Consider the following 12,441-nt stretch of genomic DNA (forward strand, 5'->3'; position numbering starts at 1 on the left):
ACAACGCACCTTCAGAGAGGACAGGAGATAAAACCAATGAAGCACTTCACCGACAAGGTCGCCGCGATCACCGGCGCGGGTTCGGGCATGGGCCGCTCGCTTGCGATTCGCCTCGCGCGCGAAGGTTGCCATCTCGCCCTCGCCGACCGCAACGCGACGAGCCTCGAGGAGACCGCTCGACTCGCACAGGCCGCAGCACCGCATATCGTGGGCGCGCCGCTTCTCATCACGACGGCCGTATTCGATGTGTCGGATCGCAACGCGATGTTCGCGTGGGCGGCGCAAACGGCTGCTGAGCATGGGCGCGTCAATCTGGTGTTCAACAACGCGGGCGTCGCGTTGTCGAGCACCATTGAAGGAATGGAGTACGCGGATCTCGAATGGATCGTCGGCATCAACTTCTGGGGTGTCGTGCACGGCACGAAGGCGTTTCTGCCTTATTTAAAGACTTCGGGCGAAGGTCACGTCGTCAATACGTCGAGCGTGTTCGGTCTCTTTTCGCAACCCGGCATGAGCGGCTACAACGCGACCAAGTTCGCGGTGCGTGGCTTCACCGAAGCGCTGCGCCAGGAACTCGACCTGATGAAATGCGGCGTGTCGGCGACGTGTGTGCATCCGGGCGGCATCCGCACCGGCATTGCGCAGTCGAGCCGCATTGCGCCGAATATGATCGGCTTCATGGTGGAAAACGAACAGCAAGGCAAGGACGACTTCGAGAAGTTCTTTATCACCACCGCCGACGAAGCCGCGCGCGTGATTCTGGACGGCGTGCGCAGGAACAAGCGGCGTGTGCTGATCGGCCGCGATGCGCGAGCCGCCGACTGGCTCGCGCGCACGCTGCCCGCCGCCTATCAGGCACTCGTCGTGCTGCAAACGCGGCGCATGAAGCGCATCGCGGAGAAACGCGCACGGCGCGCGGCGGAGCTCGCCGGCAGGCGCGCGTGATGCAGCGCGACGCTCGGGAATTGGAAAGATTCATAAGGAATCACGAGGAATCACACGAATTCAAGGAGAAAAGGCCATGATGCCCGTTCGCCGCGACTTACGCTTCAATCTTCCGCCCGAGCGTGCCTGCGATTGGCATGGACAAGGCTCGCACGTCACGCACTTCTTCAACGCCCTTTCGCTGCTGTTCCCGGCTGGCGAGCGTTTTTTCATGGACAGCGTGCGCCACTATCGCGACGACATCGACGACCCCGTGTTGAAAAAGCAGGTGCTCGGCTTTATCGGCCAGGAAGCCATGCATACGCGCGAGCATGTCGAGTACAACGACCTGTTGCAACAGGCCGGTCTGCCCGCGCATAAACTCGACAAGCGGCTGTGGGCGATCCTCAACTTCGGCCGCAAGGTGCTGCCGCATTCGTATCAGTTGGCCGTCACCGTTTGCCTCGAGCATTACACGGCGATGCTTGCGGGTTTGCTGCTCGAGGACGCGACGCGCATCGACGGATCTGTTCAAGGCTACGCGCAGATGTGGACGTGGCATGCGCTCGAAGAGACCGAACACAAATCCGTTTCCTACGACGTATGGAATGCAGTGCTCAAGCCCGGCCTCGGCCGCTATCTGTTGCGCACGGGCGTCATGCTCGCCACGACGATCACGTTCTGGCTGATCGTGTTCGACTACCACGTGCGTCTGATCATCGCCGATCGAAAACGCGGCGGTCATGTGAGCGGCATGTGGCGCGTGCTGAAGTATCTTTATGGGCCACGTCATGGCGTTTTTCCGCGGATTGCCGGCGAATGGCTGAGTTTTTTCCGGCCGGGTTTTCATCCGTGGGACCACGATAATCGCGCGCAGCTTGCGCGCATCGACGGCCTCGTCGCAGCAGTCGATGCCGCCAACGCAGCCGCGCCGAATACGCGCCGCTCAGCGCGCCGCGGCATGCAGGCGGCCGCGTGATACGCGACACGTTGTCGGTGGATGCCGGCGACGTGCGGCTCGCCGTCTACGTCAGCGGACCGCGAGAGGCGCCGCCCATCGTGCTCGTGCACGGCTATCCCGACTCGGCCGCGGTGTGGGAACCGGTGCGCGCGCAACTCGACGCGCGCTACCGCGTCATCAGCTACGACGTGCGCGGCGCCGGCGCGTCCGGCGCACCGGCCACGCGCGGCGGCTATCGTCTCGAACAACTTGCAGCCGATCTCACGGCGGTCGTCGATGCGACCTGCGGTGCGCAGCCGTTTCACCTCGTCGGTCACGACTGGGGCTCGATTCAAAGCTGGGAAGCCGTCACCAGTCCGGAATTCAAAGGACGGATTGCGTCGTATACGTCCATCTCGGGGCCGTGCCTTGATCACGCGTCGCTGGACTTGCGCGGCGCGAACGCTGCTGACGAAAAACATAGGATGACAAAACAATTTCCGCGCGGTCGCATCCGACAAATGATCAGGTCCTGGTACATCTTCTTCTTTCATCTGCCGTGGCTGCCGGAACTCGTATGGCGCCTTGGCGGCGCACGCATGTGGCCGCTGTGGCTGCGCATGACCGAGCGCGTGCGGGCACCGCGCGACCCCGCGCAACTGCGCAACGCGATCAACGGCCTCGGTCTTTACCGCGCGAATTTCATCGACAAGCTGCTGCATCCACGCGCGCGCCACGCTCACGCGCCGGTGCAATTCATCGTGCCGCTACGCGATCGTTACGTCGGGCCGGAATTGTCGCTCGGACAGGAAGCGTGGCTTGGTCCCTATGAGCGCATCGAGATTGACGCAGGCCATTGGGTCGTGTTGCGCGAGCCGCAAGTGGTCGCCGCGCACATCGAACGCTTCGTTGCGCGGCACCTGTATCGACCGGGCGGCTCGGGTACATCGTCGTTCAACGCGCCCTTCAACGCTCGCGCGGCAGGCGACTGAATAGCGTCGGATAGTCGATCACGAGCCCGTCGTCATCCACTTTCATATTCGCCGTGAAATCGCGGAAAATGCCTTCATAGCGATATTCGCGATTCAGCTCGATACACGAATACGCCTGCTCGACTCGCGTGACCTGAAGGTCCGGCGTCGAAATGTAGGCAACTTGCAGAGGCCGGCGCTCGCCTTGCGCGAGTTGCAACCGGCGAATCGGCAGCGTGTTGGTAAACGGCGTGGCTGCGATGTCGATGTCGACGCATCCTTCGATCGCGCTCAGCACAAGGCCGTGACCATCGCGCCAATGGCCCTCGCCGTCGCCGTGCAACTCCAGTTCTCCCGCGCCGACAATCTTCAGCCAAGCATGACGCGTGCGCCATTGCACATCGCAACGCACTGTGTAGTGCAGCCCATAGCTCTTGCCATAGCGCTGGCCGACGACAACGCTTTCGACTTCGAAGCCGTCGTCGCGCGCGTCGAACGTCAGATGTTCGATACCGTCGCCCTCTTGCGATGCCCACCGAAGTTCACGCATTGGATCGCCTCCTCGCGATGAAAACCGCGGCACGTGCCGCGTTTCGTATCGTAGCGCGAACGTCTTACTTTCGCCGATGCGCGAATCGCCGCATGATGCGAAGCGTTGCAAATAGCGACTATCAACGCGCCCGCATGCACGCAGCGGCAGCACTGCCCTATGCTCGCGTTTCACCTGTGTCCGCGACGTCGCCGCGATTCCAACGCTCATCGATCCACAACTCATGCACGCCGCCGCGACCGAAGCACACTCCGCAGCACTACGCACGCTGCTGCGCAGTCTTGGCCAGATCGTGCTGCAAGCGAACGCTTTTACGGGCGCATGTCTGCTGGCCGGCTGGCTGCTGTGGGACCCGCGTCTCGCGTGCGCGGCGCTGACCGGCGCGGTCGCGGCCAACGTGAGCGCGGTGCTGGCCGGCTATTCCGACGACGACCTGCACGCAGGACTCTACGGTTTCAACGGCGCGTTGGCCGGACTCGCCGCGTTCAGTTTCATCGCCGACAACGCGACCGCTGCCGCCGTCGCGATTCTCGCCGCAACAGGCACGGCCTGGCTGCTCGCACCGTGGTCGCGATGGCTGCGCTTGCGTGGCCTCTGCTATTTCTCGAGCCCGTGTTTGATCGTCACCTGGCTTTGGCTGCCGATGACCGCAAGCGCGCCGTCATCGTCGACGCTCGCAACGGCGCACACGCACGCCGACCTCGCCAGCGGCCTGCTCGCTGGTCTCGCGCAAACCGCGTTCGCTGGCGGCGCATCGGCCGGCGTGTTAGTGCTGATCGGCATCGCCGCGGCATCTCCGCGTCACGCGCTCTGCGTGCTGACGGGCGCGGCTCTCGCGAGCGCCGAACATCTGCTGCTGGGCGCGACGGCAAGCTCGTTTAACGCGGGCCTGCTAGGATTCAACGGCGCGCTCACCGCATTGGCGCTGACCGAATGCGGGCTTGTATGGATGCTCGGCGGCGTGACGCTCGCGGCGCTGCTGCAAGCGGGCGCTGCGTGCGTTGGCTTGCCCGTGCTGACCGCGCCGTTCGTCGCCGCAACGTGGGGCGTGCAATGGCTGAAGCCGCGTCGCGCGCTAATGCTCTACTCGTAGGCACTCCGTTACGCACCATCAGGAGAAACATATGTCGTTCGCTCATGTACCGAAGGGCCGCGTCGCGCAATCCGGGCCACGCTCCGACGCGGAGCAGCAGACTCGCGTCGACCTCGCCGCCGCGTATCGACTCGTCGCGCTCAACGGCTGGGACGATCTCATCTACACGCACATCTCCGCGAGCGTGCCGAACGAGCCGGGCCACTTCCTGATCAATCCGTTCGGCCTCACATTCGATGAAGTGCGTGCGTCGAATCTCGTGAAGATCGACGTCGACGGCAATATCGTCGGTGCAAGCGAATACACGGTGAACGTGACGGGCTTCGCGATTCATGCGGCCGTGCATGCCGCGCGCGCCGACGCTTTCTGCGTGATGCATCTGCACAATACGGCGGGCGTGGCCGTCTCCGCGCAGCCTGCGGGACTGCTGCCCGCGTCGCAACACGCGCTGCGTTTTTATCGCCAGCTTGCGTATCACGACTATGAAGGCCTGGCATTCACACCCGCTGAGAGCGAGCGCCTCGTCGAGCATCTCGCGGACAAGCCGGCCATGCTGCTGCGCAATCACGGCACGCTGACGGTCGGCCGCACGGTCGCCGAAGCGTACGTGCTGATGGCGACGTTGCTCAAGGCTTGCGAGATCCAGTTGCAGGCGCAGGCATGCGGCGCGCCGCTCGTCGTGCCCGACGATGCAGTGGCCGCGCGCACGGCCGAGCAGCTCTACGATGGCGGCGCAATCGAAGGAACACTTGAATGGCCCGCGCTGCTGCGCAAGCTCGACCGGCTCGATCCGAGCTATCGTGATTAGCGCTTAACGAATACGCGGCGCAGTACGCCGATCGCTTTATCAACGGAGCCATATACATTATGCCCACGTTTCATATCGAACTGTTTGAAGGCCGCTCACTCGAGCAGAAGCGCCAATTCGTCGAAGCAATCACGAAAGCGACATGCGAGTCGCTCGGCGTCGAACCGAATTCGGTGGACATTATTCTCACCGACGTGAAGCGCGAAAATTGGGCGACGGGAGGACGCTTGTGGTCCGACAGCGAGAGTTGAATTGAACCGCTGCGCGCGCGGTGCGCGCAGCGGTTTTATTACTCAGCGACGCATGAACAAAATGCGCCGCTGTGGCGGCGTAACAACACGCCGCCGCTACTCCAGAGCCATTAGAAGCGGTGGATGATGCCCACGCCGCCTGCAACCTGGCTGCGCGACGAAGACGGCGCGCTGTTCTGACCGTCGCCGATATCGGCCGTCGCGTTGATGATGCTCACGCCGTTGTTGCCGATCGTCTTGCCGTTCGCACGCTGATACGCTTCCACCGCATACAGACCCGTACGCTTGGAGAGGCTGTAGTACTGCGACAGGTTGAACTGGTGATAGCTGGCTGCGCTCGAAATGCCATTCGATTCCGTCGCACGCGTGTAGCTATAGCCGGCTGCCAAGTCGAGTGCACCGATCGGCTTGAAGTGCACCACTGCGCCACCCGTGTTGAACGTCGCCTGATGACGGAAACCCGAGTTCACACCCGGAATGTATTGCACGTTCGAGTACGAGAACGACACGTCCCATTGCGAGCTGAACGCGTAGCCGCCGGTAACCGCGAAGCGCTGCTGAGCCTGCGCCGTGCGGTAACCGTTCGTGATGCCCGACAGACCCGGGCCGCTCGTCGCACCGTTATTCGACGTAGTCGACTCGGGGCCCCACTGACCACCGCCAGGTGTCGAGTTGTTGATGCGCTGGAAGCCCGCTGCGATACCGAACGGACCGTTCAGGTACTGCACCGCGGCGCTCCACGTCGAGCCGGCGTTGAAGCTGCCCGGCACGCCGCCCAACGAGTACGAACCGCTCACCGTCACACCGTACATCTTCGGCGACGTGTACACGAGGGAGTTATTCGCGCGATAGATCGTATCCAGCGAATCGAGATCGCCCGGGTGTGCGCCGTAAGCGCCCGTCAGCCACGTAGTCGGGCTGTACGGCGACAGCAGCGTGTAGTACGACGTGTACTGACGGCCAGCCGTCAGCGTACCGTACGTGGGGTTCGTCACGCCGATCCAGGCCTGGCGGCTGAAGCCGAGGCCGTTCACGCTCTGCGCGCCGGTTGCGCTGTTAAAGCCCTGCTCCAACTGGAAAATGGCCTTCGTGCCGCCGCCCAGATCCTCGCTACCCTTCAGGCCGAAGCGGCTACCCGCCCAGATGCCGTTGTTCATCTTCACAACCGAGCGGCCGCCCGAATTCGAGCCGAGCGCCGCCGAGCTGCTTTGGTAGCCGATCCCTGTATCGACGATACCGTACAACGTCACGCTGCTCTGAGCGTGTGCGCCAAGGGCGAACAGGCCAAGGGCGGAGGTTGCTAGTGCCTTTTTCATTTATGCTCCTCTTTAAAAAATTGTTCTTGACTACCGGTCATTGTCTGAACCGCGCAACCGGTGAATCGGGGATGTCCGGTCAGAAAACCGGGTGTCCATTAATCAGGCTCGGCAACCACGTGGAGAACATCGGGACGTACGTCACAATGTTAATGGCGCTGAAGATAGCGAGGTAATAAGGCCACGCCACCTTGGTAGTTTCCCCAATCGACACATTCCCAATCGCGCAGCCGATGAACTGCACTGAGCCGATCGGCGGATGCACGAGACCTAATGCGCAATTCAGCAGGATCATGATGCCGAACTGCACGGGGCCGACGCCGCTATGCATCGCCATCGGCAGGAACAGCGGCGTGGTGATCAGAATGTGCGCCGCCATATCGACAAACGTGCCGAGGAAGATCTGGATGATGTTGATGTACAGCAGCATCAACCAGGGAATGCTCGTTGCGCCGTCGAGCATGTGCTCGATTGCATCGGGGATCTCCAGATAAGCCATCTGGTAGCGCAGCATGTTCGATACGCCAATCAGAAGCAGCACGACGCCCGTCGTTTTCGCGGCTTTCGACAAGGCGAAAGAGAGCTTCTTCAGCGTCATCGTGCGATACACGACGACTGTCAGCACAAGCGAATAAGCGACTGCAATAGCGGCGGCTTCCGTCGCCGTAGCAATACCCTTTGCCACGCAGACCAGAATGATCGCGATCACCATCAGGCCCGGCAATGCGCCAAGGAACGTGCGCGCGACCGCGAGCCAGCCGGGGAAACGCTGCAGTCCGGTCGAACCGTCGGGACGGCGCGGATAGCCGTAGCGCACCGCTTGCCAGTACGCGGCGATCAGCACGAAGCCCATCACCCACAACACCGGCAATAGACCCGAGAACAGCAGGTCGCCGATCGACACGCCGCTCATCGGCACACCGTTCAGCGTTCCTGTAATGCCCTGCGCGGCGAATGCGTAGATGATCATGTTCGTCGACGTCGGCATCAGCGCGCCCGCCAGCGACGAATGCGTCGTGACATTGACGGCGTACGCGGCGCTATAGCCTTCGCGCTTCATCAATGGAATGATGACGCCGCCCATTGCCGATGTGTCCGCCGTGGGCGAACCCGAGACGCCGCCGAACAACGTGCACGCGACCACATTGGCCATGCCGAGGCCGCCGCGGAAATGACCGACGGTGGCTTGCGCAAAACGCAGGATGCGATCGGCGATGCCGCCGTGGAGCATCAGCTCGCCGGAGAAGATGAAGAACGGTACGGCGAGGAATGAAAACGCATTCATCCCCGAGACCATCGACTGCATGGCGGTGGCCGCGGGCAGTCCCTCGTACAGATACGTCAGCACGCACGAGAGTCCCAGCGCGAACGAAACAGGAACGCCGAGTACCAGAAAAACGATGAAACTGATAGAAAGGAGGGCAAGTTCCATGATTGTTCTATTTGTGTTTCTTTGCGAAAAGCGCGAGCAGGTTCTCGATTGAGAACGACGCGATGCAGACGCTGGCAATAACCGGGATCAGATAACGAAGCGCTTCCGGCAAACCCAGAATTGGAATGTGGTCATGCCGCGTGGTCTCCGCCATCTCCAGAGAGCCGAAGAAGATCGCCACGGCAAGCGCGATCAGGCACAAGTGCTGGAACACGTGCGCGATCAGTTGGCCTTTCACCGGCAGGCTCTTCACGAGCGAATCGAGCCCGATATGGCCGCCTTCGCGAACTTTGAGCGCGGCGCCGAACATCGCGATCACGATTACGAGCAATAGCGCGATGGGTTCGACGAAATCGGGCGCGTCGCTAAATACATAGCGCATCACGACGCCATAGATCACCAGCAGACTCAGCGCGGCAAGGCTGACGGAGGCGATGACGGTTAGCGTGCGAAAGAGAAAATCGTTTGGGCGTTTCATGAATCTCTTGATCCCATTCTTGCCTGCCGACATCAGCGGCGACGGCATTCAGCATGCGGCATGCAGCGGGAAAGTCCGCAGCTTCCTGCAAGACTTTCCCGCTGCGTAAAACACCATGCGACTCTTACTTGATTGCCTGGATTTCGTCGACGAGCTGCTTCATTTGCGGGGTCTTTTCATACTTCGCCCACACCGGCTGCATCACCTTGACGAATGCCGCGCGATCGATCTGCGACGGTGCGACGATCTGCGCGCCGCCCTTCGTCACGGTCTTGCTCGCGTCGCTTTCGCGTGCTGTCCAGAGCTTCTGGTAGTACGGCACGGAATCGGCCGCGGCCTTCTTGATGATTTCCTGTTCTTGCGGCGAGAGCGTGTCCCAGATCTTCTTCGAGAAGACGAGAACTTCCGGCGTCATCGAGTGCTGCGTTTCCGAATAGACCGGCGCGACTTCGAAGTGCTTGGTCTCTTCGTACGACGGCAGATTGTTTTCCGCTGCATCGACGAGACCCGTCTTCAGGCCCGTATAGACTTCGGCGAACGGCATCGGCGTCGGCGTGCCGCCCATTGCCCTGATTTCGTCGACCATCAGATCGGACGGTTGCACGCGCACTTTCAGGCCCTTCATGTCGGCGGGCGTGCGAATCGGCTTCTTCGTGTAGATGGAGCGCGCGCCGCTTTCATAGAAAGTCAGTGCGATCATGCCCTTCGCTTTGAACGCGTCGAGAATCTTCTGGCCTTCCGGGCCGTACATCACCTTGCGGAAATGGTCGATGTCACGGAACAGGAACGGCAGCGACGGGATCATCGATTCAGGAACGATCTCGTTGAATGCCGCGCCGTTCGCGCGCGCCATGTCGAGCGCGCCGATGCGCACCTGATCGATCGTATCGTTCTCCGAACCAAGTGCGCTGTTGCCGAATACCTTCACCGAGTCCTTGCCGTCGGTTGCCTTCTTGATCTGCTCGCCCATGTACTTGACGGCCATGTTGGTCGGGTACGTGTCGCCATGCACGTCCGACACGCGGAACACGCGCGCCTGCGCCGACATGGCGCCGAAGGCCAGCACGGAGGCGGCGACAATCAACGAAACACGGGAAGAGGCAAACTTCTTATTCATCGTGACATTCCTCAAAATTAGACATCCAATCGATGCAAAGAGCCGCTTGCAACAGCCGCTCGCGGACAGCCGGTAGCGAACTGCCGTAACGACGGCCAGTCTCGGATGTGACATGGTTTTGCTGCGTCTCCCGGCGCGGCGCCCGCGGTCTCCTGCGGTGGCGAACGCCCTGCCGTGCTGTCCGTGCAACGTCCCCGGCACAAAGATCAGCACTCCTGTCAGACAACTCGACTTCTTTTACTTCTGCTGCGTCGGCATGCCTGGGCGTGAACCTCTGAACCATCGCGCACGCCAAAGCCGCCGCGTACCACGCAGTGCGCTGCTATCTCGAAAAGTACAGAAAGTAATCTGTTTGCGCTTATACGTTGTACGACGACATACGAAGTCTATAAAACGCAGTTTGAGTTGTACAGACGGTATTTACCCGAGGAAACGGGCATCCGGTAGAGATGACCTGGATGCGCTGTCAGCATGGATAAGCGCGGCAGCGGCGGGATTGGAGATCCACGCGAGCGGAGAAGGCCGGAACGCCGATTTTTCGTAAAACGACGACGCAAATCGTCGTATCGACGCCACAATGTTGTATGACGAGTGATGAATTAACGCGCGTGAAACAATAAGCGCCGGTCGCGTTGCCCGCGCCGGCGCTCTTTCCGACTGCTCTCTTTCGCTTACAGATCGCCGGCGAATTCCGGCTCGGGCAAGCCGCTGACGCCGGGACGCACCGCGAACAGATGCCCGTCGTGTTCGCTCGCGCCGGCTGCCGGGCGAATCGACGTGACGAACAGCGTGTCCAGGTCGCGGCCGCCGAATGCGCACATCGCGGGTTTGATCGCGGGCAGGTTAATCTGCCGGTCGAGCTTGCCTTGCGGCGTGAAGCGCAGCAGCGCGCCCGCGTCGTTCGCGCAGATCCAGTAGCAGCCGCCGGCATCCACCGCCGCGCCGTCGGGCCGCCCCACATAGTGGTTCAGGTCCGCGAACACGCGGCGGTTGCGCGGCTCGCCGGTTTCGACGTCGTAGTCGAAAGCCCATATCTGTCTGCGCAGCGGGTGCGAGTCCGACAGATACATCGTGCTGCCATCGGGCGACCAGCCGAGGCCGTTCTGCGTGATGAGTCCGTCCACGACCGGCGCCGACAGCACGCCGTCCGCGTCAAATCGGTACAGCGCGCCGGCCGGGTTGGCGGCCGCCATATCCTGCACCATCGTGCCGGCCCAGAAGCGGCCTTGCCGGTCGCAGCGGCCGTCGTTGAAACGCATGTCGCCGAACGGGAAGACCGGCGCGGCGAGCTTGCGTCCGCTGACTTTCACGGGCTCGGCTTGCGTCGCAAGAGGCGCCGAAGCGTCGCTCAGCGTCACCGCGAAAAGACCAGTCTCACAGCCCGCGAGCACGTTGCCGCGACGATCGAACGCGATGCACGCGACCTTCTCGGGCAACAGCCATTCAGACCGCTCGCCGCTTTGGAGTCGCAAGCGCACGATTTTTTGCGCCGGAATATCGACCCAGTAAAGCGCCTGTTCCGCCGCGCGCCATACCGGACTCTCGCCGACGGCAGCCGGCGTCGGCCCCGCCGCTTCGACGCGTTCGACGCGAGCATTGCCCGCCGCGCTCATCGCTTCGGCTCCATCGGCCCGGCCAGCACGAACGGCCCGCCTTGAAAGCGCTGCGTGGGATCGTCGAGATCGGCGGTCGGCGCGGTGACCGGAAACAGATGCTCGAACTGAACGGAGCTGTCCTGCGGACGGAAACCGAGAAACGCCGCTTTGGTGTTATCGACCCACTTGGTGCGGTTATCCGACACGCCGTACACGATCGCGTGGCCAACGCGATTTGTGAACAGCGAACAGCGCACGAGTTCGATGAAGTCGCGATAGCTCAGATACGTGACGAGCATGCGCGGGTTCTTCGGCTGCTCGAACGACGAGCCGATCCGCAGACACACCGTCTCGAGCCCGAAGCGGTCGAAGTAATAGCGCGACAGCGATTCGCCGAAGCATTTCGTCACGCCATACAGGCTGTCGGGGCGCAACGGCGCATCCGTATCAAGCACTTCCGTCACAGGATGAAAACCGACCGCGTGATTCGAGCTTGCGTAGACGACGCGCTTCACGCCCTGCTTCTGCGCCGCCGAATACAGGTTGTAGAGACCGCGAATGTTCGCTTCGAGCAGATCCGCGAACGGCGCTTCGACGGAGATGCCGCCGAGGTGAATCACCGCGTCCACGCCTTCGAGCAGCGCGAGGACCGCGGCTTCGTCGGCGAGGTCGACGATCGACGCTTCTTCGTGCGCAGCCAGCTCGCCGAGCGGCGCGATGTCGGTCACGCGCACCACGTCGGCCCACGCGGCCAGCGCGCCGCGCAATTGCTTGCCGAGATTGCCTGCCGCGCCGGTGAGCAGCAGGCGTCGAAACGGTTTTTTCGAGGATGGGTGGTCGGAATTCGAATCAGTCATGTCTTTTTGTTTGAGCCGTCTATGAGGCGAATGAAGCGAATAAGGCAAATGAAGCTAACGAAGCAGTGAAGCCACCACGTAAAACGAGCCGCGAATTTCGCGGCTCGCC

At 61.9% G+C, this 12,441-nt stretch carries 13 protein-coding genes; 6 read left to right on the forward strand and 7 right to left on the reverse strand.

Annotated features, from left to right (window positions below):
• The first annotated feature begins 36 nt into the window (after positions 1-36).
• The 3 genes from CUJ91_RS25780 (at position 37) to CUJ91_RS25790 (ending at position 2,856) form a co-directional block, all read left to right on the forward strand.
• Positions 37-945 carry an SDR family NAD(P)-dependent oxidoreductase gene (locus tag CUJ91_RS25780; protein WP_107710376.1) on the forward strand — a complete coding sequence of 303 codons (909 nt, stop codon included), beginning with the start codon at positions 37-39 and terminating at the stop codon, positions 943-945.
• 76 nt (positions 946-1,021) lie between these two features.
• Positions 1,022-1,903: a metal-dependent hydrolase gene (locus tag CUJ91_RS25785; protein WP_114157482.1), complete on the forward strand. Its 882-nt coding sequence runs from the start codon at positions 1,022-1,024 to the stop codon at positions 1,901-1,903.
• Positions 1,900-2,856: an alpha/beta fold hydrolase gene (locus CUJ91_RS25790; protein ID WP_114157483.1), complete on the forward strand. Its 957-nt coding sequence runs from the start codon at positions 1,900-1,902 to the stop codon at positions 2,854-2,856. The genes CUJ91_RS25785 and CUJ91_RS25790 overlap by 4 nt, the downstream gene beginning before the upstream one ends.
• On the opposite strand, the gene CUJ91_RS25795 is transcribed toward CUJ91_RS25790, so the two are convergent.
• Positions 2,831-3,385 carry a putative glycolipid-binding domain-containing protein gene (locus tag CUJ91_RS25795; RefSeq protein ID WP_107710430.1) on the reverse strand — a complete coding sequence of 185 codons (555 nt, stop codon included), beginning with the start codon at positions 3,383-3,385 and terminating at the stop codon, positions 2,831-2,833. The genes CUJ91_RS25790 and CUJ91_RS25795 overlap by 26 nt on opposite strands.
• A gap of 223 nt (positions 3,386-3,608) precedes the next feature.
• On the opposite strand from CUJ91_RS25795, the gene CUJ91_RS25800 reads away from it, so the two are divergent.
• Genes CUJ91_RS25800 through CUJ91_RS25810 form a run of 3 tightly spaced genes read left to right on the forward strand, consistent with a single transcriptional unit; the run spans position 3,609 to position 5,537 of the window.
• Positions 3,609-4,478 (forward strand): urea transporter, encoded by an 870-nt coding sequence (locus CUJ91_RS25800; protein WP_114157484.1) that lies wholly within the window; start codon positions 3,609-3,611, stop codon positions 4,476-4,478.
• A gap of 31 nt (positions 4,479-4,509) precedes the next feature.
• Positions 4,510-5,286, forward strand: coding sequence for a class II aldolase/adducin family protein (locus CUJ91_RS25805; RefSeq protein WP_114157485.1), 777 nt, complete (start codon positions 4,510-4,512; stop codon positions 5,284-5,286).
• A gap of 59 nt (positions 5,287-5,345) precedes the next feature.
• Positions 5,346-5,537: a 4-oxalocrotonate tautomerase gene (locus CUJ91_RS25810; RefSeq protein WP_006052330.1), complete on the forward strand. Its 192-nt coding sequence runs from the start codon at positions 5,346-5,348 to the stop codon at positions 5,535-5,537.
• A 110-nt stretch (positions 5,538-5,647) separates the two neighbouring features.
• Here CUJ91_RS25810 and CUJ91_RS25815 read toward each other — a convergent pair whose 3' ends face one another.
• From CUJ91_RS25815 to CUJ91_RS25840, 6 genes are all read right to left on the reverse strand, one after another.
• On the reverse strand, positions 5,648-6,853 hold the full coding sequence (locus CUJ91_RS25815; RefSeq protein WP_114157486.1) for a porin: 1,206 nt from the start codon (positions 6,851-6,853) through the stop codon (positions 5,648-5,650).
• 79 nt (positions 6,854-6,932) lie between these two features.
• Positions 6,933-8,285: a TRAP transporter large permease gene (locus CUJ91_RS25820; RefSeq protein ID WP_006052332.1), complete on the reverse strand. Its 1,353-nt coding sequence runs from the start codon at positions 8,283-8,285 to the stop codon at positions 6,933-6,935.
• A 7-nt stretch (positions 8,286-8,292) separates the two neighbouring features.
• The gene (locus CUJ91_RS25825; RefSeq protein ID WP_051153951.1) at positions 8,293-8,811 is read right to left on the reverse strand and encodes a TRAP transporter small permease; all 519 of its coding nucleotides are present in this window, start codon (positions 8,809-8,811) and stop codon (positions 8,293-8,295) included.
• Between the two features lie 76 nt (positions 8,812-8,887).
• Positions 8,888-9,880, reverse strand: a complete 993-nt coding sequence (locus CUJ91_RS25830; protein WP_006052334.1) for a TRAP transporter substrate-binding protein — start codon at positions 9,878-9,880, stop codon at positions 8,888-8,890.
• A gap of 671 nt (positions 9,881-10,551) precedes the next feature.
• The gene (locus CUJ91_RS25835) at positions 10,552-11,493 is read right to left on the reverse strand and encodes an SMP-30/gluconolactonase/LRE family protein (RefSeq protein WP_114157487.1); all 942 of its coding nucleotides are present in this window, start codon (positions 11,491-11,493) and stop codon (positions 10,552-10,554) included.
• Entirely contained in the window at positions 11,490-12,332 is an 843-nt protein-coding gene (locus CUJ91_RS25840) for an NAD-dependent epimerase/dehydratase family protein (protein WP_053860244.1), read from the reverse strand. The genes CUJ91_RS25835 and CUJ91_RS25840 overlap by 4 nt, the downstream gene beginning before the upstream one ends.
• Positions 12,333-12,441 lie beyond the last annotated feature (109 nt).

Origin of the sequence: Paraburkholderia graminis (assembly GCF_003330785.1) — a bacterium.
Classification (GTDB): domain Bacteria; phylum Pseudomonadota; class Gammaproteobacteria; order Burkholderiales; family Burkholderiaceae; genus Paraburkholderia; species Paraburkholderia graminis.

Bases quoted from the DNA above. Each gene is read 5' to 3' on its own strand.
- CUJ91_RS25780 (WP_107710376.1), top strand. From the start codon at position 37: ATGAAGCACTTCACCGACAAGGTCGCCGCGATCACCGGCGCGGGTTCG.
- CUJ91_RS25785 (WP_114157482.1), top strand. From the start codon at position 1,022: ATGATGCCCGTTCGCCGCGACTTACGCTTCAATCTTCCGCCCGAGCGT.
- CUJ91_RS25795 (WP_107710430.1), bottom strand. From the start codon at position 3,385: ATGCGTGAACTTCGGTGGGCATCGCAAGAGGGCGACGGTATCGAACAT.
- CUJ91_RS25800 (WP_114157484.1), top strand. From the start codon at position 3,609: ATGCACGCCGCCGCGACCGAAGCACACTCCGCAGCACTACGCACGCTG.
- CUJ91_RS25805 (WP_114157485.1), top strand. From the start codon at position 4,510: ATGTCGTTCGCTCATGTACCGAAGGGCCGCGTCGCGCAATCCGGGCCA.
- CUJ91_RS25810 (WP_006052330.1), top strand. From the start codon at position 5,346: ATGCCCACGTTTCATATCGAACTGTTTGAAGGCCGCTCACTCGAGCAG.
- CUJ91_RS25815 (WP_114157486.1), bottom strand. From the start codon at position 6,853: ATGAAAAAGGCACTAGCAACCTCCGCCCTTGGCCTGTTCGCCCTTGGC.
- CUJ91_RS25820 (WP_006052332.1), bottom strand. From the start codon at position 8,285: ATGGAACTTGCCCTCCTTTCTATCAGTTTCATCGTTTTTCTGGTACTC.
- CUJ91_RS25825 (WP_051153951.1), bottom strand. From the start codon at position 8,811: ATGCCGTCGCCGCTGATGTCGGCAGGCAAGAATGGGATCAAGAGATTC.
- CUJ91_RS25830 (WP_006052334.1), bottom strand. From the start codon at position 9,880: ATGAATAAGAAGTTTGCCTCTTCCCGTGTTTCGTTGATTGTCGCCGCC.
- CUJ91_RS25835 (WP_114157487.1), bottom strand. From the start codon at position 11,493: ATGAGCGCGGCGGGCAATGCTCGCGTCGAACGCGTCGAAGCGGCGGGG.
- CUJ91_RS25840 (WP_053860244.1), bottom strand. From the start codon at position 12,332: ATGACTGATTCGAATTCCGACCACCCATCCTCGAAAAAACCGTTTCGA.